Origin of the sequence: Bacillus sp. R45 (assembly GCF_021729365.1) — a bacterium.
Classification (GTDB): domain Bacteria; phylum Bacillota; class Bacilli; order Bacillales; family Bacillaceae; genus Bacillus; species Bacillus velezensis.
On sequence record NZ_CP091421.1, the window covers coordinates 658087 to 679677 of the forward strand.

The window sequence follows — 21591 nt, forward strand, 5'->3', positions numbered from 1 at the left end:
AGTGCCGGCGATCCAGCCTGCCTTTAGTCATCTTTCGATGGGGATCGCATGATTTAGTGCCGGCTATGGTTACTAAACCTAACAAAGTATCCCCGATCAATCAACTCTCGAAACCTGGCCCGCTCAAGGAAAAAATCCCCGCCAACCTAGAACAGCTTAAAGAAGAAAGCGCTACCAATAAATTATAAAAGTAAAAATTTTCTGACATATAATTCGTTTCTCTTTCTCCCCGATTTAGGATAAAATAGAGAGGGTTTCATCATGCCTCAGAAGGCGGCGTTTTGTTGCTTTAGAGGGCTCGTTTTTGATATGATCAGTATTATATGACGAAACGGAGAATTATGCGGAGGTGGATCTTATGTCACGAATTTCTATAGAAGAAGTAAAGCATGTCGCTCATTTGGCGAGACTCGCCATTACGGATGAAGAAGCTGAAATGTTCACAGAACAGCTTGACAGCATCATCTCGTTTGCCGAGGAGCTTAATGAAGTGGACACGGATAACGTGGAACCGACAACACACGTGCTGAAAATGAAAAACGTAATGAGAGAAGATGAAGCGGGTAAAGGCCTTCCGGTCGAGGATGTCATGAAAAATGCTCCCGATCATAAAGACGGCTATGTCCGTGTGCCATCTATTCTGGATTAAAGGAGGGAGACAGTATGTCATTATTTGATCACAAAATCACAGAACTGAAACAAATGATACATAAAAAAGAAATCAAGATTTCCGATCTTGTTGATGAATCTTACAAACGGATCGCATCCGTGGATGATAAGGTGCAGGCGTTTTTACAGCTTGATGAAGAAAGAGCCCGCGCTTACGCGAAAGAACTTGACGAAGCGGTTGACGGACGGTCTGAACACGGTCTTCTCTTCGGAATGCCGATCGGCGTCAAAGACAACATCGTGACCAAAGGGCTTCGCACAACATGCTCAAGCAAAATCCTCGAAAACTTCGATCCGATTTACGATGCGACGGTTGTGGAGCGTCTTCAAGCCGCTGAAGCCGTCACGATCGGAAAGCTGAATATGGACGAGTTCGCGATGGGTTCTTCTACTGAAAACTCCGCGTACAAAGCGACGAAAAACCCTTGGAATCTCGATACGGTTCCCGGCGGATCAAGCGGCGGTTCCGCAGCTGCGGTTGCAGCGGGCGAAGTGCCGTTTTCACTCGGATCTGATACGGGCGGCTCCATCCGTCAGCCGGCTTCTTTCTGCGGCGTCGTCGGATTAAAGCCTACATACGGACGCGTGTCACGTTACGGTTTGGTCGCTTTTGCGTCTTCACTTGACCAGATCGGACCGATCACAAGAAACGTAGAAGATAACGCATTCCTGCTTCAGGCGATTTCAGGCCCGGACAAAATGGACTCTACGAGCGCCAATGTCGAAGTGCCGGACTTTCTTTCTTCATTAACTGGCGATATTAAAGGCTTAAAAATCGCCGTGCCGAAAGAATATCTCGGAGAAGGCGTCGGCAAAGAAGCGAAAGAATCGGTTTTAGCCGCTTTAAAAGTGCTTGAAGACCTCGGAGCGACATGGGAAGAAGTATCTCTGCCGCACAGCAAATACGCGCTTGCGACGTATTATCTGCTGTCTTCTTCCGAAGCGTCTGCAAACCTTGCGCGCTTTGACGGCATCCGCTACGGCTACCGCTCAGACAATGCGGACAACCTGATTGACCTTTATAAACAGACACGCTCTGAAGGCTTCGGCAACGAAGTAAAGCGCCGCATCATGCTCGGCACCTTCGCGCTCAGCTCCGGCTACTATGACGCGTATTACAAAAAAGCGCAAAAAGTGCGCACGCTTATTAAAAAAGATTTTGAAGACGTATTTGAGAAATACGATGTCATCGTCGGACCGACAACGCCGACACCGGCATTCAAAATCGGCGAAAAAACCAGCGATCCGCTCACAATGTACGCCAACGATATTTTAACGATCCCTGTCAACCTCGCGGGTGTGCCGGGAATCAGCGTGCCGTGCGGATTTGCGGACGGACTGCCGCTCGGATTGCAAATCATCGGAAAACACTTCGATGAAGGCACTGTATACCGCGTCGCTCATGCTTTTGAGCAGGCAACAGATCATCATAAAGCGAAACCTGAACTGTAAGGGGTGAAATGAAGTGAACTTTGAAACGGTAATCGGACTTGAAGTCCATGTGGAATTAAAAACAAAATCTAAAATTTTCTCAAGCTCACCGACGCCATTCGGCGCGGAAGCGAATACCCAAACAAGCGTCATCGACCTCGGCTATCCCGGCGTGCTGCCCGTTTTGAACAAAGAAGCGGTCGAATTCGCGATGAAAGCCGCAATGGCTTTGAACTGTGAAATCGCAACGGATACGAAGTTTGACCGAAAAAACTATTTCTACCCGGACAACCCGAAGGCATATCAAATATCTCAATTTGACAAGCCGATCGGCGAAAACGGCTGGATTGAAATCGAAGTCGGCGGAAAAACGAAAAAAATTGGCATTACCCGTCTTCACCTTGAAGAAGATGCGGGAAAACTGACGCATACGGGCGACGGCTATTCCCTCGTTGACTTCAACCGCCAGGGCACGCCGCTTGTCGAGATTGTATCTGAGCCGGATATCCGCACACCTGAGGAAGCTTACGCATATCTCGAAAAGCTGAAATCAATTATCCAATACACAGGTGTTTCCGACTGTAAAATGGAAGAAGGTTCACTGCGCTGTGACGCCAACATTTCCCTCCGTCCGATCGGCCAGGAGAAATTCGGCACAAAAACGGAGCTGAAAAACCTGAATTCCTTCGCGTTCGTGCAAAAAGGACTTGAGCATGAAGAGAAACGCCAAGAGCAGGTGCTTCTGTCAGGCGGAGTCATTCAGCAGGAGACGCGCCGCTACGATGAAGCGACGAAAAAAACCATTTTGATGCGTGTCAAAGAAGGTTCGGACGACTATCGTTATTTCCCTGAGCCTGACCTTGTCGAGCTCTGCATTGATGACGAATGGAAAGAACGCGTAAGAGCAACCATTCCTGAGCTTCCGGACGAGCGCCGCAAGCGTTATATCGAAGAGCTCGGTCTGCCGGCTTATGACGCAATGGTTCTGACGCTGACGAAAGAAATGGCTGATTTCTTCGAAGAAACGGTCAATAAAGGCGCGGAAGCCAAGCAGGCATCAAACTGGCTGATGGGTGAAGTGTCAGCTTACCTGAATGCCGAACAAAAAGAGCTTGAGGATGTCGCACTGACTCCTGAAGGCCTTGCCGGCATGATTAAGCTGATTGAAAAAGGAACCATCTCGTCCAAAATCGCGAAGAAAGTCTTTAAAGAATTAATTGAAAAAGGCGGCGACGCAGAAAAAATCGTTAAAGAAAAAGGCCTCGTGCAGATTTCTGACGAAAGCGTGCTTCTGAAGCTGGTAACAGATGCGCTTGACAGCAACCCGCAGTCAATTGAAGACTTCAAAAACGGAAAAGACCGCGCGATCGGCTTCCTTGTCGGGCAGATTATGAAAGCCTCAAAAGGACAGGCCAACCCGCCGATGGTCAACAAAATCTTACTTGAAGAAATCAAAAAACGATAAAAAAAGCAGCCGCCTGAAAGGGCGCTGCTGATACGGAGACCGGTAAGCGCCGGTCTCTTTTTTTATAAGCTGAAATAGGTTTCAATGGAAGACCGCAGCGTTTCAATCTGCTCATTTCCGCTGCCTGCCAAGTTGGATAGCATTCCTTTAATAATCGGTTTTCGCGGCTCTTCCTTTGCGTATTCCTCTTCAATGACTTCAAGCGATACGAGGACGTCCTCAGGCAGCCCCTGCTGTGCTTTTATCTTTTGAATATCCGCAAGCAGCCTTTCTCTGTCCGCCGCGGGCTGAGTGAAGATATCCTCCGGCAGCAGCGGATCGGGATTGTCTCTTATCAGTCCCGTAATCAGATCATCGATTCTGGCAATCAGAAAGGCCGCCACGTTTTCCGTCCGGAATGCCGTATGTTCATTAAAAATCAAGAAATGAATATAGGAGCTCACTATTCCTTGCGCCATAACGGACGCATCCGCTATAAACGGTATGACGGCATCTCCGTAAACGGAGAGCAACGCATCCCGATACAGCATGTTAAATTGAATATTGGCCTCATGAAAATACTGTTTGACCTTTTGATTTTCAGGAATGACCTTTTCGCTCAGCAAGAGAATGATAAAATCCTTGTGCTCCATAAATTCCTGGAATTGATAAGCGATTTGTTTTCGGAATACGTCCTTAGGCGGTTTATGCTGATGTTCTGTTTTGATTTTCTTTATTTCTTCCATAGACATGCCGATGTAATACTCACATGCTGACAGCAAAAGGTCTTCTTTTGATTTGAAATGGAGATAGAAGGCTCCTTTTGAAATTCCGCATTCACCGGCGATTTCCTGAATGGTTGTTGAAGAAAACCCTTTTTTGGCAAATAAATGGATGCCTGTTTTTATGATTTTCTCTTTTTTTTCGTTCATGACGTGCTTCCCCTTAATCCTGAAAAATTTAGAAAAATTTACTGCCTTATTAGTTGACGATGTTGAGTTATACCGTTTAGTATTATATAGAATGACCAGTCAGTCAATAAAAATTAACGGAGGACATGATGAACCACATTATTAACTTTGTACTGAAGAACAAATTCGCAGTTTGGCTGATGACGATTATCGTTACTGTAGCAGGGCTGTATGCCGGTATGAATATGAAGCAGGAATCCATACCGGACGTCAACATGCCTTACCTCTCAGTAAATACGACTTATCCCGGAGCTGCTCCGAGTCAAGTTGCGGATGACGTGACAAAACCGATCGAGCAGGCGGTGCAGAATTTAGAAGGAGTGAGCGTCGTAACGTCCACATCCTCTGAAAACGTCTCATCGGTTATGATTGAATATGATTACAACAAGGATATGGACAAGGCGAAAACCGAAGTCGCTGAAGCGCTGGACAGTGTCAGCCTTCCTGATGACGCGAAAAAACCTGACATTTCCCGTTACAGCCTCAACTCTTTCCCGATTTTGACGCTCAGTGTGACAAGCGGCAAAAGCTCGCTTGAAGATCTGACCAAAAATGTGGAAAACACTCTCGTTCCTAAGCTTGAAGGCATTCAGGGCGTTGCGTCCGTACAAGTTTCCGGACAGCAGGAAGAGCAGGTGGAATTCTCTTTCAAAGACAAAAAAATGAAAGAGTACGGACTTGATGAAGATACCGTCAAGAAAGTGATCCAAGGCTCTGACGTCAATACGCCGCTTGGATTGTACACATTCGGCAACAAAGAAAAATCAGTTGTCGTTAACGGAAATATTACGTCAATTAAAGATCTGAAAGAGATGAGAATTCCGGTCACATCTTCTTCTGCCGCTCAAGGTCAAGCGGGCGGAGCCGGTGCGGCATCTGCGGCGGACGCTCAGGCTATGCAGCAGGCACAGCAAAGCGCATCAGCAGGGGTGCCGACAGTCAAGCTTTCTGACATTGCCGACATTAAAGATGTGAAAAAAGCTGAATCCATTTCCCGCACGAACGGAAAGGACAGTATCGGAATTAATATCGTAAAAGCCAATGACGCCAACACGGTAGAAGTGGCCGATGCGATTAAAGATGAACTGAATCAATACAAACAAGACCACAAAGGGTTCAAGTACAGCTCGACTCTTGATATGGCAGAGCCGATTACAGAGTCAGTGGATACGATGTTAAGCAAAGCGATTTTCGGCGCGATTTTTGCGGTCGTGATCATTCTCTTATTCTTAAGAGATATTAAATCAACGATGATTTCTATCGTTTCCATCCCGCTGTCACTGCTGATTGCGCTTCTTGTGCTGAATCAGCTTGATGTCACATTGAACATAATGACGCTCGGTGCGATGACGGTCGCCATCGGACGGGTAGTTGACGACTCGATTGTCGTGATCGAAAACATTTACCGCCGCATGAGGCTGAAAGATGAACCTTTACGCGGGAAGCAATTGGTGCGTGAAGCGACGAAAGAAATGTTTAAACCGATCATGTCATCAACGATCGTAACCATTGCCGTATTCCTGCCGCTTGCCATGGTCGGCGGACAGATCGGCGAACTGTTTATGCCGTTTGCATTAACAATCGTCTTCGCGCTTGCCGCATCACTGTTGATTTCGATCACACTGGTGCCGATGCTTGCGCACAGCTTATTCAGAAAATCGCTCACAGGCGCACCTGTTAAAGCGAAAGAGCATAAGCCGGGCAGATTGGCTAATTTCTATAAAAAAGTGCTGAATTGGTCATTAAGACATAAATGGATTACATCTATCATCGCGGTTCTGATGCTTGTCGGCAGTTTGTTCCTCGTACCTCTGATCGGCGCGAGCTACCTGCCAGCGCAAGCGGACAAAACGATGCAGCTCACATACACGCCTGAACCGGGCGAAACGAAAAGCGAAGCTGAAAAAGCTGCGCAAAAAGCGGAAGACATGCTGCTTAAACGCAAACATGTCGATACCGTTCAGTATTCTTTAGGCTCGCAAAGTCCGCTCGGCGGAAGTTCAAACGGCGCATTGTTCTACGTGAAATACGAGGATGACACGCCTGATTTTGACAAAGAAAAAGACAATGTCTTAAAAGAAATCAAAAAAACATCCAGCCGCGGCGAATGGAAATCACAAAATTTCAGTTCGTCAGGCAACAACAACGAATTAACGTACTATGTGTACGGAGATTCAGAGTCTGATATTAAAGGCACGGTCAAAGACATCGAAGGCATTATGAAAAAGCAGAAGGATCTGAAAGACATCAACTCAGGCCTTTCCAGCACATATGATGAGTACACGTTCGTCGCGGACCAGGAGAAACTCAGCAAGCAGGGTCTGACGGCTTCGCAAATCTCCCAAGCCCTGATGTCCCAAACATCACAGTCTCCTTTGACAACGGTGAAAAAAGACGGCAAAGAGCTTGACGTCAACATCAAAACAGAAAAAGATCAGTATAAGAGTGTAAAAGAATTAGAGGATAAAACCATCACATCGCCTGCAGGTCAAGAAGTAAAAATCGGCGATGTGGCGAAAGTGAAAAACGGCACGACATCCGATACCATTTCCAAACGCGACGGCAAAGTGTATGCTGACGTAACGGCAACCGTCACTTCTGACAACGTCACGAAGGTGTCATCAGCCGTTCAAAAGAAAGTTGACAAACTGGATAAACCGGACAATGTCTCCATTGATACCGGCGGTGTATCAGCGGATATTGCTGATTCCTTTACGAAACTCGGCTTAGCGATGCTTGCCGCAATCGCTATAGTATACCTCGTTCTTGTGATCACGTTCGGCGGAGCATTAGCGCCGTTTGCGATTCTGTTCTCGCTTCCGTTTACAGTCATCGGCGCATTAGCCGGACTGTATGTATCCGGAGAGACGATCAGTCTGAACGCCATGATCGGTATGCTGATGCTGATCGGAATCGTCGTCACAAACGCGATTGTCTTAATTGACCGCGTCATCCATAAAGAAGCGGAAGGCCTATCGACGAGAGAAGCGCTCCTGGAAGCCGGCTCTACGAGATTGCGTCCGATTCTGATGACGGCGATCGCGACAATCGGCGCCCTGCTTCCATTGGCATTGGGCTTTGAAGGCGGAAGCCAGGTCATTTCTAAAGGACTCGGTGTCACCGTTATCGGCGGTTTAATCAGTTCGACTCTGCTGACTCTTCTGATTGTGCCGATCGTATATGAAGTATTAGCGAAATTCCGTAAGAAAAAACCTGGAACGGAAGAAGAGTAAGACAGCGGGCCTTGGCTCCTTAAACGGAGCCGGGGCCTTTTTTCTTCTGGCAATTCCTGTACATATTGTTGCGATTTTCTCAAGTCATAGTATAATTAAAGGTTGTTAGTGTTAATAATGGATCGGATACTCTTAAGTAGGATGATGAGATAATGAAACGTGCACGCATAATATACAATCCGACTTCAGGACGGGAGCTTTTTAAGAAAAATCTTGCCCAGGTCCTGCAAAAATTTGAACAAGCCGGTTATGAAACCTCCACCCATGCCACCACATGCGCGGGGGATGCCACCCACGCCGCAACAGAAGCCGCTTTGCGGGAGTTTGACCTGATTATCGCAGCCGGCGGAGACGGAACGATTAATGAAGTCGTCAACGGCCTCGCGCCGTTAGACAAACGCCCGACACTCGGCATCATTCCGGTCGGCACAACAAATGACTTCGCCAGAGCGCTGGGCATTCCGAGAGAGAATATACTGAATGCCGCTGATACCGTCATTAACGGCGTAGCCCGCCCGATCGACATCGGACAGGTGAACGGTCAGTACTTTATCAACATCGCCGGCGGAGGCCGTCTGACGGAGCTGACGTATGATGTGCCAAGCAAACTGAAAACGATGCTCGGCCAGCTTGCTTATTATTTAAAGGGAATGGAAATGCTGCCTTCACTTCGACCGACAGAAGTCGAGATTGAATATGACGGCAAGCTGTTTCAAGGGGAAATTATGCTGTTTTTAGTGACGCTGACCAACTCGGTCGGCGGATTCGAGAAGCTGGCCCCTGATTCCAGCCTGAATGACGGCATGTTTGATTTAATTATTTTGAAAAAAGCCAATCTCGCGGAATTTATCAGAGTCGCGAGCATGGCGCTCAGAGGCGATCATATTAACGATCAGCACATTATTTACACAAAAGCGAACCGCGTGAAAGTCAATGTATCGGAAAAGATGCAGCTGAACCTGGACGGCGAATACGGCGGCATGCTGCCCGGCGAATTCGTGAATCTGTACCGTCATATTCACGTCATCATGCCGAAGGAGAAAGCGGAACAGCTGGATGACTAATACGCGGACAAAATCCTAAAACAGTATTCGTTTTAGGATTTTGTCATCTTTTCAGCGTGATCGGAAACCTTTGAAGGCTGACATTGAATTTGAAGGTTTGCCAGCACGCTGAAACAAGGCTTTTGGTAAAACGAGAGGTGATTATAGATGAAAATGAAACCCCCGATAGAAAAAAATGAATACTATGACGTGACATTTGAGGATTTGACGCATGAAGGAGCAGGCGTCGCAAAGGTTCAGGGCTTCCCGATCTTCGTGCCGAACGCCCTGCCTGAGGAAAAAGCGCAAATCAAAGTGACACGCGTCAAAAAAGGCTTCGCTTTCGGCCGCTTGATTGAGCTGAAGGAAGAAAGCCCGCACAGAACGGATGCCCCGTGTCCGATCTACAAACAATGCGGCGGCTGCCAGCTTCAGCACATGACCTATGAAGGCCAGCTCTTGTTTAAACAGAAACAAGTCAAAGATGTCTTAGAACGGATCGGCAAGCTGGACCTCTCAAACGTCACCGTGCACCCGACGCTCGGCATGGAAGACCCGTGGAACTACAGAAACAAAGCGCAGGTGCCGGTAGGAGAAAGAGAAGGCGGACTCGTCGCCGGATTCTATCAGCAAAGAAGCCATGACATCATCGACATGAGCGCCTGCCTGATTCAGCAATCCAAAAACGACGAAGCCGTCCAAGCCGTCAAAGACATCTGCGCAGCATACGGTGTCAAAGCCTACAACGAAGAACGCCACAAAGGCTGGCTCCGTCACATCATGGTCAGATATGGCGTCGTCACGGGCGAAATGATGATCGTCTTCATCACAAGAACAGGCGATTTTCCGCACAAAGCGAAGATCATCGAAGACATCACAGCGCAATTCCCGCACGTCAAATCCATCGTGCAGAACATCAATCCAAACAAAACAAACGTGATCTTTGGGGACGAAACAAACGTCATCTGGGGCGAAGAATACATCTACGACCTCATCGGAGACGTCAAATTCGCCATCTCCGCCAGATCGTTCTATCAGGTCAACCCGGAACAGACAAAAGTGCTCTACGACAAAGCGCTTGAGTACGCGGAGCTGCAAGGAGAAGAAACCGTCATCGACGCCTACTGCGGCATCGGAACCATTTCTCTCTTCTTAGCGAAGCAGGCGAAAAAAGTGTACGGCGTCGAAATCGTGCCGGAAGCCATCGGGGATGCGAAACGCAACGCTGAGCTGAATGGCATCACAAACGCGGAATTCGCAGTCGGAGAAGCGGAAACCGTCATTCCGAAATGGTATGAAGAAGGCATCACGGCAGATACGCTAGTCGTCGACCCGCCAAGAAAAGGCTGCGACGAAGCCCTCCTGCGGACGATCATCGACATGAAACCGAAGCGGGTGGTGTACGTGTCCTGTAATCCAGGAACGCTTGCAAGAGACCTGAGGGTGCTTGAGGATGGCGGATATCAGACGCTCGAAGTGCAGCCTGTGGATATGTTCCCGCATACGAATCATGTGGAGTGTGTGGCTGTGCTGGAATTAAGAGAAGGCAACTAACCCTTAGGGATGGTTGCCTTTTTTAATCCGCATTTTTTTTTGCATTCAGGACGAACTCGTGACATGAGAGGAGTGCCAGAAGATGTTTGGTTAACGTCTATAATATAGCTTTCTATACATCTCTTTATTAATATTCACTTTAGAGGGGCAGCTTTTTTAATACACTTTCATATCTTGTTTTTTCTCCTTACTAATCATTACTTTTTCTAAATAACTCTTAAGAAATACATTATCTATCCTATCCGGGATGTAACCCAGACGTTTATTTAATATATTCTCTATGATATACATTTTCTTTGTGTAATATTGGTAATTATCCGTTGCGATTTGAACACTTTCTGATTCATTTCCCTTTTCTGATTCAAGTCGAGATTTATATAGCTGATCATACTTCTGTTTGCGTATTTTTCTTGAGAGCCGCAGTAAATGAAATAATTCAATTGTTGGCAGAGTCATTAGTTCTGGTGTAGACTTATCCAAATCTAATTCAGAAGTATGCTCACGATATTCTATGATTTCACGTTTGCCATCTCTCTGAACATTATGTATGTACATTAAGCAAAAACTACAGTAATACTGATTATCCTTTTGAATTGAAGTTGCACAATAAGGGCATGTTTCCATTATGTTCTCCTTTCTTAATGTTCTAAGATAGTATGTATTTCGGTTGTAAACAGGAATTTTAAATAGTATTGAAATTCTTAACCAATAAAAAACCCTTTTAATGATAAAAAGTTTATTGAATATAGCATGTATAAATTTCCTGCAAAATCAATAGTGATCCCCTTGTATAGAAAATCCACCGATCCCTAAATCCAATAACAAAACCCGAAAATAATAAATTATATCGTTATAATCAAGATAATTATTTATAAAAAGATAATAAAGTTGGATAAAAATGAGAAAATCCTGGCGGGAATGACGATATAAAGTTAGTGAACAACGGTATAGAATCTTATTTTTCGAGGTGAACAGAATGGGAGAAGAACAAGACATTATTACAGTAACCGATCTGCGCAAAAAATATGGATCATTTGAAGCAGTGAAAGGGGTATCCTTTTCTGTCAAACGCGGCGAGCTGTTTGCATTTCTGGGAACGAACGGTGCAGGGAAATCGACCACTATCGATATTCTCTGTACGCTGATTAAAAAGACATCCGGAAAAGTGGTAATAGATGGTTATACGCTTGGTGAGGGGAAAGAGAATAATCATATCCGCAAAAAGATCGGAGTTGTTTTCCAAGAGAGCATTTTGGATGAACGATTGACCGTTTATGAAAATATCATGAACCGCGGACAATATTATCATTTAAGCAAGGCACAAGTGCAAGAGAACTATCAGTTTGTAACAGACTATTTAAAATTGGATGATATTAAGGAGAAAAAATACAGCGATTTGTCAGGAGGACAAAGAAGAAGAGCGGATATTGCCCGTGCCATCATCCATAAACCGACTATATTATTTTTAGATGAGCCTACTACAGGTCTTGATCCGCAAACGAGAGTATTTGTTTGGAATGCGATTAAAAGGCTGCAGGAAGAAACAAACATGACGATCTTTTTAACGACCCATTACATGGAGGAGGCCGCTGTGGCTGATAACGTTGTGGTCATCAAAGAAGGACGCCTGATCGCAGAGGGTACACCGAGTCAGCTGAAAGATCAATATGCGTTTGACAGTCTGCATATGATGTTTAAGCAAGGCGTTGATCCGACGGCATGGTTTGAAAATAAACAACTGGATTTTACGGTTAAAAACTCTATTTATTCCCTTCGTGTAGAGTCCACTCTCCAAGCGTTTGACATTTTGAAAGGTCTTGAAGGAAAAATTGAATCTTTCGAAGTGATTAAAGGAAATATGGATGATGTGTTTATCCATATTATCGAAGAACAAGGAAGCAGTTTGCCAGTAAAGGGGAGCATTGCATAAATGAAGTCTTTATCCAGTTTAATCAGCAGAAATATAAAAATATACTTCCGTGATCGAACGCTTTTGCTTCTCTCTTTGCTGTCAGTATTTATCGTCATTCTGTTATATGCCGTGTTCTTACAGCAGACACAGCTGGACGCCATTAAGGCCCTGGTCGGTTCGACAGATGATTCCAAAGAAATGGTGAACGAATGGATGGTGGCGGGATTGCTGTCCATTACAGCTGTGACAACGACTTTAGGCGCTTTCGGAATTATGGTGAAAGATAAAGAAAGCAAGAGAACGTATGACTTTTTAACAGCTCCTTTATCAAGGGCGACCATCCAATTGAGCTATGTCATTCATTCATTTGTCATCGGCTTGATCTTTTCTTTCATCGCCTTTTTAGGCTGTGAAATTTTTCTCGTTTCAACAGGCAGTAAGCTTTTAAGCGGTACAGATATACTTGAAGTATTGGGGATCATTATTCTTTCAGTTGCACTCTCGAGTTCCATAAATTTATTTTTAACGCTGTTTATTCACACACAAAATGCATTTTCGACGTTAAGTACGATTGTCGGAACAGCCATCGGTTTTTTATGCGGAGTATATGTACCGATCGGGGGCGTACCGGTGTTTGTGCAGAAGATTATTATGTATTTCCCTATCAGCCACACCGCCGTTCTGTTCAGAAAAGCGTTTATGACAGACTCAGTTGATAAAGTGTTTAAACATGCTTCTGCGGACCAAATACAGGAATATGAAAAGCATTACGGGATCGTCTACAAGTTAAACGGCCATTTTATCAGTACGGCTGCGAGCTTGTGGGTCATTGTCATTACAGCCATCATATTTACCGTCATATCTATTTTCATATTTAAAAAACAAAATAAATGACTTCTTCAGACGATACATAACGATGTAACAGGCAGCATCCGTTTACTGGATGCTGCCTGTTTTGTTTATCATTATTCTTTTTGTGCTCAATTCTTAATTCCTCAAAAAGTTCTCGGATTTCTCTTAAAAAAGTATTGAAGATGTCTTTATTTACACTGTATCAGGCTGGTAGATCTTGCGAATAAATCAGTTGACATTTTTCTGGTGTCTTGAAGTGAAAGAGAACCATGGTAGAGTCATCTAATACTTCTGCATAAAGATATATTTTTGCCCATTCACAAGGTATGATGTCATTTAATTTATCACAAATAATCTGGTACAAATCTTGCATTTTTTTAGTTTCCAACCTTTTAAACTCCTATTGTCGAGAGATCTTAGTTATAAAAAATAGCCCAGCAAAGAAGTGCTGAGCCATTATTGATTTATAGACCGAAGTAGTTTATTACAAATTCTTTATCGTCCTCATCTTTAGGCAAAATCCCCAAGTTTTGATATTCCCATACCACTTGCCGTTGTGTTCCGTTTAAGTCTGAGGCGATGACATCGGTGTAATCGTAGTCAATTGAGAATTTACCGCTTCGTTCGAGATGCAAAGTGAGGTTTGTCCATAAGTCCTCGTTGTTTGTTTTAAATTGATCCCGTAACTCTTCAAAGTAATCTTGCAATTCATATAGAAGTTCGTCATATATATCTTCATCAACATTAAAATGTTCAGGAATATCGTGTGAATATATATATTCCTAATTTTGTGGAGTACTAAAGAAGAAGTAAACTTCTGAAGAATCATCTAAAATTTCGGCATAAAGAGCAACCTTCTCCCACTCAGAGGGGATAATTTCATTTATTTGCTCAGCGATTTTTTGATATAGTTCGCCCATTTTTTCAGTTTCCACAATATCAGAATCCTTTTTAATTTTTTTTAGCCGTTTGAAAGCTTATTATATGTTTAGATACTCTTCTATGAATTTTCTATCGTCCTCATCTTTAGGCAAAATCCCTAAATTTTGATATTTCCAAACATCTCGTCTTTGAAGGTCATCAAGTTCAGACAATAAAACATCATCATCGTTATAATCAATTGAAAACTTTCCGGTGTTTTCTAATTTTAAAGTGAGATTAGTCCAAATATCTTGGTTGCCTAGTTTAAATTCTTCTTTTAGTTCTTCAAATAGCTCTTGAAGTTCAATCAGCAGTTGATCGTAAATCTCTTCGCTTACATTAAATTGTTCAGGTATATAATGAGAATATAAGTAATCACCATTAGTTGGTGTTGTAAAATAAAAGTATATATCCGCTGAGTCATCAAGTATTTCAGCATATAAAACGATCTTTTCCCATTGAGATGGAATCATTTCATTTAGATGTTCAGCAATCTTTTGATATAGTTGTTCCATTTTTTCAGCTACCATTAATGATCCTCTACCTTTGTTGATAGCATTATTTAATATTTAGATAATCCTTAACAAATTCTTTGTCCTCTTCGTCTTCAGGGAAAATCCCCAAGTTATTGAACTCCCAAATCATTTGTCTTTCGTATTCGTCCAAATCAGATTCAATAACATCTTCATAATCATAATCAATTGAGAACGTTCCATCGCTTTCAAGATTCAGTGTCAAATTTGTCCATGTTTTGGGGTTATTTTCTTTAAATTCAGTGTGTAACTGCATAAACAACTCTTGGAGGTCTAGTAGTAGTCCGGTATAAATTTTTTTACTGACCTGAAATTGTTCTGGTATGTCATGAGAGTATATATATTCATCGTTTTCGGGTGTTTGAAAGAAAAAATAAACTTCTCTGGAACCGTCTAGTATTTCTGCATACAGAACAACTTTGCTCCATTCAGAAGGAATTATTTTTCCTAGGACATCAGTTATTTTTAGATAAGCTTTTTCTAACATCATTATCCCAACTTTATTAAATTGGATTTTCAGGATATTCATCTAAATATTTTTTTATTAATTTTTGTAATGATGGATCCTTAGGTTCTTCCCTTAAATATTTGAATTTCCAGATGATAAGCTGATCACTGATACTATAATCTGTCTTAAACCAATCTGTATAATCAAAGTTGACAGTTAATTTCCCTGATCTTTCAAGGCTAAGAGTGAAAGAATAAAATAATTCTTGATCATGATCTTTGAAAACATCTCTCATTTTTTCGCTTAGTTTAAATAATTCCATCTCATACTGATCGAATTCATTTTCCAAAAAGAATTCACTCCCAGCCGTAGCTATTTTGGACAAAGTTCTATCAAGTCATGAAATAAGGAAGTTCTACCGTGGTTTTGGGACCGAATAAAGGCTCTGTTTTTATATAAAGATCACAAATGACTTCGTTCATTTCTTGATAATCAAGTTCGTTGTATCCTATTTCTTTAAAATTTGAATTCACTTTTGTGCCTATTCTGTTGATTCATAGAATAAGTCTCTGTGCTGAAACCATCTAAAGTTGAAGTTGACCTAAGGAGATCAACATTTTTTATTTTGAACCTGTGCTATAGATAATAAACAGGAGCTAATTTCTAAATCATAAGTTTTCCAGAGTAATTTACATGAAACTCATTACTTCTCGTATTGAGGAAATTCAAAGTAAAATGAAGCAGAGGTCCAGATTTCACCCATGCTTATATCTCAAATTGTATCTCCATTGTTTTTACAAATGTTTTATTCTTTGGGGAGTGTATAGCTGTTACATAATGATAGATAATTGTTCTGAGAAAGGTTAGCCTCATTATAGAGTTAATTTATTTTATATAGAAAACATTTAAATCTATGGTTTATAAAAAATAGCCCAGCAGAGTAGGGCTGAGCTATTTTTTAATTATAGACCGAGGTAACTAATTACAAATTCTTTATCATCCTCATCTTCAGGCAAAATACCAAGGTTTTTATATTCCCATATTGCGATTCTTTCATATCCATCTAATTCTGATGTTAAAATATCATCATAATTATAATCTAATTGGAATTCTCCGCTGCTCTCCAATGTTAGTGTAAGGTTCGTCCAAACATCATTGTTATTATTTCTGTGTTCAGTTCTTAATTTTTCAAAAAGTTCTCTTAGCTCTCTTAACAACGTCTTGAAGATATCCTTGCTTACGTTGTAATGGCTAAGTATATCTTGTGAATAAATAATTTGACTATTTTCTGGTGTTCTGAAGTGAAAAAGAACCATTGTGGAATCATCTAATACTTCTGCATAAAGATAAATTTTTGTCCATTCACAAGGTATGATGTCATTCAATTTCTGACTAATAAGCTGATACAAATCTTGCATTTTCCTAGTTTCCAATCTTTTCACCTTCAATCGTCGAGAAATCTTAGTTATCAAAAATAGCCCAGCATTGAAGGCTGAGCTATTTTTGATTATTGTAAAATAGATTATTCTTCTTCCGAATTGAGATAGTGTTCCAAGAACTCCCTGTTTTTCTTACTAGTAGGAGCCAAACCTAAATGTTTATATTCCCAAACTATTTGACGTTGAGTACCGTTTAGTTCTGAAGCAATAACATCATCATAATTATAGTCAATTGAAAACTTTCCGGTATGCTCTAGCTTGAGTGTAAGGTTAGTCCAGACGTCTGAGTTATTCGCTTTCCATTCATTTCTTAGTTCATCAAATAAATCTTGTAGTTCGATTAACAGGTCATCATAAATTTGTTCACTTACTTGATAATGTTCCGGAATGTCATGCGAATAAATGAACTCTTCACTATTTTTTGTATTAAAGAAAAAGTATACTTCTCTAGAATCGTCTAAAATCTCTGCGTATAGAGCAACTTTATTCCATTCTGCTGGAATCATTTCATTAATTTGTTCTGCTATTTTTTGATATAATTGGCCCATTTTTTCTGTCTCCATAATATCAACCTCCTGCTTGGTTTCTTATTGTCATATTTTTATATCTGCCGTCACCAACTTTATACTTTACTTTAAATAAAGTTGGTCTTAGTGAATCGCCTTGATAAACATTTTCTATTTGCACACTAACTGTTTCGGGAGGTTCTTCTTTAAGAGCTTTTGCCCACTCCTGCTCTATCTCATACCATTTCCCGCCGCTCCTATTAATCTGAGAATTCATTGGCACGATGTTGTCGAATTGGCCTGAGCCTTTGAATTGGGTGGCGATTAGGTGGCCTCCGTCGTCATCTGTCAGACGGTCTGGTTTGCCTGCTTTTGACTGTGCATATTGGTTGCGTTTTGCTTCTCCCAGCTGCAAGTCTGCTTTGACACTTGTAATTCTACCATAGTTGTCAGTGGTGTACGTGTAGCCTTCTTTTGTTTTATAGATGACATTCGGCTTCAATACTTTCTTTCTGGTCCATTTCGCAAAATGCTCGCCGTATTTGACCGTTACCGGCGGTACATGCGGTGCCGGTGTCCGTCTGCCGCTTGCGGAGGTTCCGTACGGTTTCGGCAGGATGACCTTGGCGAATTTCTGAAGTCCTTCTTTAAGTGTGACCCCGTTGACTGCGTTGTAAGGAACGCCCGCCGGCACTACGTCGTGACGCGGATGATACGGGAGAATATCACCCAGGGTGAGATCTCCGATTTGATGTAACTTGGTTTTGACACGTTTTTTTGATACTTCTATGCCTGTGTTTACTTTTTGTTTGATGTGATCAACGGTTTGTTTTGAGACCGTTATCGCTTTTTGTGCTGCGGCGGATTTGCGTGCTGCTGTTTTGACTTTGGTTGTCACTTTGGCGGCTGTGCCTGTTTTTGAGACGGCGCCGACGCCTTTTGTGCCGACGACTGATGTCACAACGGTGCCCACTGCATATGACACCCATCTTGCTCTTGAGTAGGTGTCGCCATTCACCATGTCTTTTTGGTACGATTCTTCGATTGCCGCTGAAATGGCTTCATACGTCTTGATCGGGTGAGCCACCGCTCCTGTAATGGCTTCAACCGTTCCGCCCGGATCTGTGACCATATCCCATAGGCCTGTGACCGCGTCTTTTCCGGAATCATAAAGGCCGACGGCAACGCCTTTGAAACCGTCTGTAAGTTCACGCGTGTTTTCAATCTGAGTGAAGTAGCGCTGCTGTTCTTTTGTCAGGTTTTTATAGCCGATCGTTTTGGCCATTGAGTAGAATTCATCAGCATTCGCATAATCGTAGTTTTTCAGTCTTTCTTTCAGTTTTTCAATCTCTCGTTCCTTCGCTTCCTCTTTCTTCATCTTCAAATAAGCATCCGAATGTCTTGCGATATCGCCTTTTTTCTTATGGATGTCGCTTTCTCGGTATGCCTTGGCGTTGTAGTGAAGCGGCGTGGCGCTTTTTCCTTTGCCCGTGGCGTTTTGAAGCTGCTGGAAGTCAGCTTGGATGAACTGTTCGTTTGCTTTGGTTTCTGCGTATTCTTTCGTTAGATCGTGATCAAGCTTGCCGAGCTTATGTATCGTTTCGCTTCTTTTTTTGTCAGCTGAGGAAAGCTTTTGATCTGTGCTTTCCGTTGAAAACAGATCAAGCGAGATGATGTCTTCAATCTCTCCGAGGATGGAGCGCATGTCCTTTTTTTGCTCTTCCATAATCGCCTTTGATTTGCTGAGGGCGTGGGTGAGTTCATGTTCCAGAAATGATTCCTCCACATGCGAATTGGAAAGTCCGGCATCTTCGACCTTGCCGGGAAGGCTTGTGAGAAATGCGATTTTCATGTCGATCAGATCAAGCCAGCTGTCTGTGACGCCGGCGTGGTCTTTGAAAAAGGCTTTGATGTTGTCAGCGCCCCGGCCTGAGAAATCATTGTCACCAAGATCAGCCATACCTTGAAACGCTTTTTTCAGATTGACCATCTGGCCGCGCAGTTTTTTGTATTCACCCGCGCGCTGTTTGGCGGCGGCCAGGAGGGTGGTTGCTTCGAAAACTTTCATGACCATATCCTTTCTTTTGTTCGATATCAAAATTTTACCACGGGAGTCAGGATATACAGTGTAGGAAATAGGTAATAAGAATAAAATGAATCTTTTGGCTTGCGACTTCCTTCCTGTATGAAGGGAGGCTTTTTATGTTTTGTACAATAATCCTCAAATTCGGCTTACTGCGCTCCGGTGATTTTAAGCGTGCCTGTTTTTTCTAATGTCTTACACTCGAAACAACCCAACCGCTGAGGTATAATAGAAGCAGAGTATTTATCATACAGATTCAATTCGTGAAAGAGAGTGGAACAAAATGGGCCGTAAGTGGAACAATATTAAAGAAAAGAAAGCATCAAAGGACGCAAATACGAGCCGGATTTACGCGAAGTTCGGCCGTGAGATTTATGTGGCGGCAAAACAAGGCGAGCCAGATCCGGAATCGAACCAGGCGTTAAAAGTGGTGCTTGAGCGCGCGAAGACGTACAGTGTGCCGAAAAATATTATTGAGCGTGCGATTGAAAAGGCGAAAGGCGGCGCGGAGGAGAACTTTGACGAGCTGCGTTACGAAGGTTTCGGGCCGAACGGTTCAATGATCATCGTTGATGCGTTAACGAATAATGTAAACCGCACGGCGCCTGAAGTGCGCGCCGCATTCGGGAAAAACGGCGGAAATATGGGTGTGAGCGGGTCTGTCGCTTACATGTTTGATGCGACCGCCGTTATCGGCGTTGAAGGCAAGACGGCGGATGAAGCGCTGGAATTGCTGATGGAAGCTGATGTGGACGTGCGCGATATTTTAGAAGAGGATGACAGTGTTATCGTGTATGCTGAGCCTGATCAATTCCATGCCGTGCAGGAGGCATTCAAAAATGCCGGCGTTGAAGAGTTCACGGTTGCGGAGCTGACGATGCTTGCGCAAAATGAAGTCGAGCTTCCGGAAGATGCGAAAGCTCAATTCGAAAAGCTGATCGATGTGCTGGAAGACCTCGAAGACGTACAGCAGGTTTATCACAATGTAGATTTAGGCGAATAAAGACAAAAAGGCCGGGGCGGCATAAGTTCCGGCCTTTTTATTTTGCTTATGCGGCCGGCCTGTATCGTATTTCTCCGTAAGCAATTATTGATTATTTCGCCAAAACTGGGCGGATGCCCATACGTTTCCTTCCGCATGTCATAAACTGGACTGTAACCTATGTGAAGGAGCGATAAATCATGAATGAAAGAAGACCGATTTACGGCGGAGGCTATGGCGGCTACGGAGGCTACCCGGGGTACGGTTTTGGCGGCTACGGCGGCTACGGTGGCTACGGCGGCTTCGGAGGATATCCGGGATACGGTTTCGGCGGAGGCTACGGCTACCCGGGGTACGGTTTTGGCGGTTACGGCGGTTACGGCGGTTTTGGCGGCTACGGCGGCTTCGGAGGATATCCGGGGTACGGTTTTGGCGGCTATGGCGGAGGCTACGGCGGCTACCCGTTCCATCACCATCATCATCGGGACAGCCAATATATCTGACCATTCGGGAAAAGCACTCTTGGAACAGCAAGAGTGCTCTTCTCATGTTCTTGCAGCTGTGGTACGATTGGAGCAAAATCATCAAGTACATATGACTTTTCTGTAAATCATGAGCAAGTTGTTTATAAACTGAAAAGCATGATCTGTAAAAATCTCTTTATCGGGAGGTTTTACATGTGAGAAGTGAAGACGAAATGATGAAATTGATTCTTGATATTGCGATGAAGGACGAGAGAATCCGTCTTGTCACTTTAGAGGGATCAAGAACCAATAAAAATGTACCGCGAGACAAATTTCAAGACTATGATATTTCTTATTTTGTGACCGATATGGACTCTTTTATATCTGATGAAAGCTGGCTGGATCAGTTTGGCGAAAGAATGATGATGCAAAAACCTGAAGATATGGAACTTTTCCCTCCGGAACTCGGAGACTGGTTCTCCTATCTCATGCTTTTTAAAGATCATCATAAAATCGACTTAACTTTGATCCCTCTGAGTCAAACAGAGGATTATTTTACACAGAGTGATGGTTTGGCGGAAATATTATTAGACAAGGATGACCGAATCAACAGTAAGATGATTGCGAGTGATGAACAATATCATATAAAGAAACCGACCCCCGGAGAGTTTGATGATTGCTGCAATGAATTTTGGATGGTTTCAACCTATGTGATTAAAGGATTAATGCGCAAAGAAATACTGTTTGCGCTGGATCATATGAATGACATTTTAAGGCCTAATGTTTTGCGTATGATTGCGTGGAATATCGGGATAGAGCATCAGTTTTCATTAAGTGTAGGGAAGAATTATAAGTATATTCAACATTACATGAATGCGAAAGCTTGGGAAATTCTGCTGAATACTTATGTCGGCAATACTTATGAAAGCGTGTGGAAGGCATTGTTTGACTGCCAAGGTCTCTTCAGAGCATATTCAAAGTCAGTGGCTGTTTTATTGAGATATGAATATCCTGAATATGATCAGCAAATTACGGAATATACATTGAAACATTATCAGTGCTTTCAATCAGATTTTTCATTATGATTTTTTCACTTCAAATTCCAG

Annotated in this window: 19 protein-coding genes and 2 pseudogenes; 11 read left to right on the plus strand and 10 right to left on the minus strand. The window is 43.1% G+C overall.

What is annotated here, in order from left to right; translation table 11 throughout:
• The first annotated feature begins 358 nt into the window (after positions 1–358).
• From gatC to gatB, 3 genes are read left to right on the plus strand one after another with little or no spacing between them, the layout of a single operon-like run.
• Positions 359–649: an Asp-tRNA(Asn)/Glu-tRNA(Gln) amidotransferase subunit GatC gene (gatC, locus tag L3V45_RS03420; protein ID WP_003155732.1), complete on the plus strand. Its 291-nt coding sequence runs from the start codon at positions 359–361 to the stop codon at positions 647–649.
• Between the two features lie 14 nt (positions 650–663).
• Entirely contained in the window at positions 664–2121 is a 1458-nt protein-coding gene (gatA, locus tag L3V45_RS03425; RefSeq protein ID WP_007609878.1) for an Asp-tRNA(Asn)/Glu-tRNA(Gln) amidotransferase subunit GatA, read from the plus strand.
• Positions 2122–2134: 13 nt separating this feature from the next.
• On the plus strand, positions 2135–3565 hold the full coding sequence (gatB, locus tag L3V45_RS03430; RefSeq protein ID WP_015388583.1) for an Asp-tRNA(Asn)/Glu-tRNA(Gln) amidotransferase subunit GatB: 1431 nt from the start codon (positions 2135–2137) through the stop codon (positions 3563–3565).
• A gap of 62 nt (positions 3566–3627) precedes the next feature.
• On the opposite strand, the gene L3V45_RS03435 is transcribed toward gatB, so the two are convergent.
• Positions 3628–4476, minus strand: a complete 849-nt coding sequence (locus L3V45_RS03435) for a TetR/AcrR family transcriptional regulator (RefSeq protein ID WP_117614508.1) — start codon at positions 4474–4476, stop codon at positions 3628–3630.
• A gap of 128 nt (positions 4477–4604) precedes the next feature.
• Here L3V45_RS03435 and L3V45_RS03440 point away from each other — a divergent pair, with 128 nt between their 5' ends.
• The 3 genes from L3V45_RS03440 (at position 4605) to rlmD (ending at position 10345) form a co-directional block, all read left to right on the plus strand.
• Positions 4605–7748, plus strand: coding sequence for an efflux RND transporter permease subunit (locus tag L3V45_RS03440; RefSeq protein ID WP_160249084.1), 3144 nt, complete (start codon positions 4605–4607; stop codon positions 7746–7748).
• Positions 7749–7900: 152 nt separating this feature from the next.
• Positions 7901–8812, plus strand: coding sequence for a diacylglycerol kinase (locus tag L3V45_RS03445; protein WP_007609891.1), 912 nt, complete (start codon positions 7901–7903; stop codon positions 8810–8812).
• A gap of 147 nt (positions 8813–8959) precedes the next feature.
• Positions 8960–10345: a 23S rRNA (uracil(1939)-C(5))-methyltransferase RlmD gene (gene rlmD, locus L3V45_RS03450; RefSeq protein ID WP_024084978.1), complete on the plus strand. Its 1386-nt coding sequence runs from the start codon at positions 8960–8962 to the stop codon at positions 10343–10345.
• A gap of 156 nt (positions 10346–10501) precedes the next feature.
• Here the strand turns inward: rlmD and L3V45_RS03455 are convergent, their stop codons facing one another.
• The gene (locus tag L3V45_RS03455; RefSeq protein ID WP_015388579.1) at positions 10502–10969 is read right to left on the minus strand and encodes a hypothetical protein; all 468 of its coding nucleotides are present in this window, start codon (positions 10967–10969) and stop codon (positions 10502–10504) included.
• A gap of 352 nt (positions 10970–11321) precedes the next feature.
• Here L3V45_RS03455 and L3V45_RS03460 point away from each other — a divergent pair, with 352 nt between their 5' ends.
• Together L3V45_RS03460 and L3V45_RS03465 are read left to right on the plus strand one after the other, a co-directional pair.
• Positions 11322–12275 (plus strand): ABC transporter ATP-binding protein, encoded by a 954-nt coding sequence (locus L3V45_RS03460; protein ID WP_003155721.1) that lies wholly within the window; start codon positions 11322–11324, stop codon positions 12273–12275.
• Positions 12276–13151: an ABC transporter permease gene (locus L3V45_RS03465; protein ID WP_236837254.1), complete on the plus strand. Its 876-nt coding sequence runs from the start codon at positions 12276–12278 to the stop codon at positions 13149–13151. It begins immediately after the preceding gene.
• Positions 13152–13218: 67 nt separating this feature from the next.
• On the opposite strand, the pseudogene L3V45_RS03470 reads toward L3V45_RS03465, so the two are convergent.
• From L3V45_RS03470 to L3V45_RS03505, 8 genes and pseudogenes are all read right to left on the minus strand, one after another.
• A pseudogene (locus L3V45_RS03470) lies at positions 13219–13497 on the minus strand (TIGR01741 family protein); the annotation flags it as partial.
• 76 nt (positions 13498–13573) lie between these two features.
• Positions 13574–14044 (minus strand): annotated as a pseudogene (locus L3V45_RS03475) (antitoxin YezG family protein).
• A 45-nt stretch (positions 14045–14089) separates the two neighbouring features.
• Positions 14090–14560: a TIGR01741 family protein gene (locus L3V45_RS03480; RefSeq protein WP_208558042.1), complete on the minus strand. Its 471-nt coding sequence runs from the start codon at positions 14558–14560 to the stop codon at positions 14090–14092.
• Positions 14561–14588: 28 nt separating this feature from the next.
• The gene (locus L3V45_RS03485) at positions 14589–15050 is read right to left on the minus strand and encodes an antitoxin YezG family protein (RefSeq protein WP_208558043.1); all 462 of its coding nucleotides are present in this window, start codon (positions 15048–15050) and stop codon (positions 14589–14591) included.
• A 16-nt stretch (positions 15051–15066) separates the two neighbouring features.
• On the minus strand, positions 15067–15360 hold the full coding sequence (locus tag L3V45_RS03490; protein ID WP_234949590.1) for an immunity protein YezG family protein: 294 nt from the start codon (positions 15358–15360) through the stop codon (positions 15067–15069).
• 613 nt (positions 15361–15973) lie between these two features.
• Entirely contained in the window at positions 15974–16444 is a 471-nt protein-coding gene (locus tag L3V45_RS03495; RefSeq protein ID WP_268821222.1) for a TIGR01741 family protein, read from the minus strand.
• Positions 16445–16533: 89 nt separating this feature from the next.
• A complete protein-coding gene (locus tag L3V45_RS03500) occupies positions 16534–17013 on the minus strand; it encodes an antitoxin YezG family protein (protein WP_234949591.1) in 480 nt (159 codons plus the stop codon).
• A gap of 4 nt (positions 17014–17017) precedes the next feature.
• On the minus strand, positions 17018–19024 hold the full coding sequence (locus L3V45_RS03505) for a T7SS effector LXG polymorphic toxin (RefSeq protein WP_069448600.1): 2007 nt from the start codon (positions 19022–19024) through the stop codon (positions 17018–17020).
• Positions 19025–19322: 298 nt separating this feature from the next.
• On the opposite strand from L3V45_RS03505, the gene L3V45_RS03510 reads away from it, so the two are divergent.
• The 3 genes from L3V45_RS03510 to ant(6) all read left to right on the plus strand — a co-directional run bounded on the left by L3V45_RS03510 (position 19323) and on the right by ant(6) (position 21570).
• Positions 19323–20042, plus strand: a complete 720-nt coding sequence (locus L3V45_RS03510) for a YebC/PmpR family DNA-binding transcriptional regulator (protein WP_003155709.1) — start codon at positions 19323–19325, stop codon at positions 20040–20042.
• Positions 20043–20221: 179 nt separating this feature from the next.
• Complete coding sequence (locus tag L3V45_RS03515; protein WP_024084982.1) at positions 20222–20524, plus strand: hypothetical protein; 303 nt, start codon at positions 20222–20224, stop codon at positions 20522–20524.
• Between the two features lie 176 nt (positions 20525–20700).
• Positions 20701–21570, plus strand: coding sequence for an aminoglycoside 6-adenylyltransferase (gene ant(6) / locus L3V45_RS03520; RefSeq protein ID WP_236837255.1), 870 nt, complete (start codon positions 20701–20703; stop codon positions 21568–21570).
• The last annotated feature ends 21 nt before the right edge of the window (positions 21571–21591 follow it).

What these genes read in the sequence shown, in the direction of transcription:
- gatC (WP_003155732.1), top strand. Translation starts at nt 359, where the DNA reads ATGTCACGAATTTCTATAGAAGAAGTAAAGCATGTCGCTCATTTGGCG.
- gatA (WP_007609878.1), top strand. Translation starts at nt 664, where the DNA reads ATGTCATTATTTGATCACAAAATCACAGAACTGAAACAAATGATACAT.
- L3V45_RS03435 (WP_117614508.1), bottom strand. Translation starts at nt 4,476, where the DNA reads ATGAACGAAAAAAAAGAGAAAATCATAAAAACAGGCATCCATTTATTT.
- L3V45_RS03440 (WP_160249084.1), top strand. Translation starts at nt 4,605, where the DNA reads ATGAACCACATTATTAACTTTGTACTGAAGAACAAATTCGCAGTTTGG.
- L3V45_RS03445 (WP_007609891.1), top strand. Translation starts at nt 7,901, where the DNA reads ATGAAACGTGCACGCATAATATACAATCCGACTTCAGGACGGGAGCTT.
- rlmD (WP_024084978.1), top strand. Translation starts at nt 8,960, where the DNA reads ATGAAAATGAAACCCCCGATAGAAAAAAATGAATACTATGACGTGACA.
- L3V45_RS03455 (WP_015388579.1), bottom strand. Translation starts at nt 10,969, where the DNA reads ATGGAAACATGCCCTTATTGTGCAACTTCAATTCAAAAGGATAATCAG.
- L3V45_RS03460 (WP_003155721.1), top strand. Translation starts at nt 11,322, where the DNA reads ATGGGAGAAGAACAAGACATTATTACAGTAACCGATCTGCGCAAAAAA.
- L3V45_RS03465 (WP_236837254.1), top strand. Translation starts at nt 12,276, where the DNA reads ATGAAGTCTTTATCCAGTTTAATCAGCAGAAATATAAAAATATACTTC.
- L3V45_RS03480 (WP_208558042.1), bottom strand. Translation starts at nt 14,560, where the DNA reads ATGGTAGCTGAAAAAATGGAACAACTATATCAAAAGATTGCTGAACAT.
- L3V45_RS03485 (WP_208558043.1), bottom strand. Translation starts at nt 15,050, where the DNA reads ATGTTAGAAAAAGCTTATCTAAAAATAACTGATGTCCTAGGAAAAATA.
- L3V45_RS03500 (WP_234949591.1), bottom strand. Translation starts at nt 17,013, where the DNA reads ATGGAGACAGAAAAAATGGGCCAATTATATCAAAAAATAGCAGAACAA.
- L3V45_RS03505 (WP_069448600.1), bottom strand. Translation starts at nt 19,024, where the DNA reads ATGAAAGTTTTCGAAGCAACCACCCTCCTGGCCGCCGCCAAACAGCGC.
- L3V45_RS03510 (WP_003155709.1), top strand. Translation starts at nt 19,323, where the DNA reads ATGGGCCGTAAGTGGAACAATATTAAAGAAAAGAAAGCATCAAAGGAC.
- L3V45_RS03515 (WP_024084982.1), top strand. Translation starts at nt 20,222, where the DNA reads ATGAATGAAAGAAGACCGATTTACGGCGGAGGCTATGGCGGCTACGGA.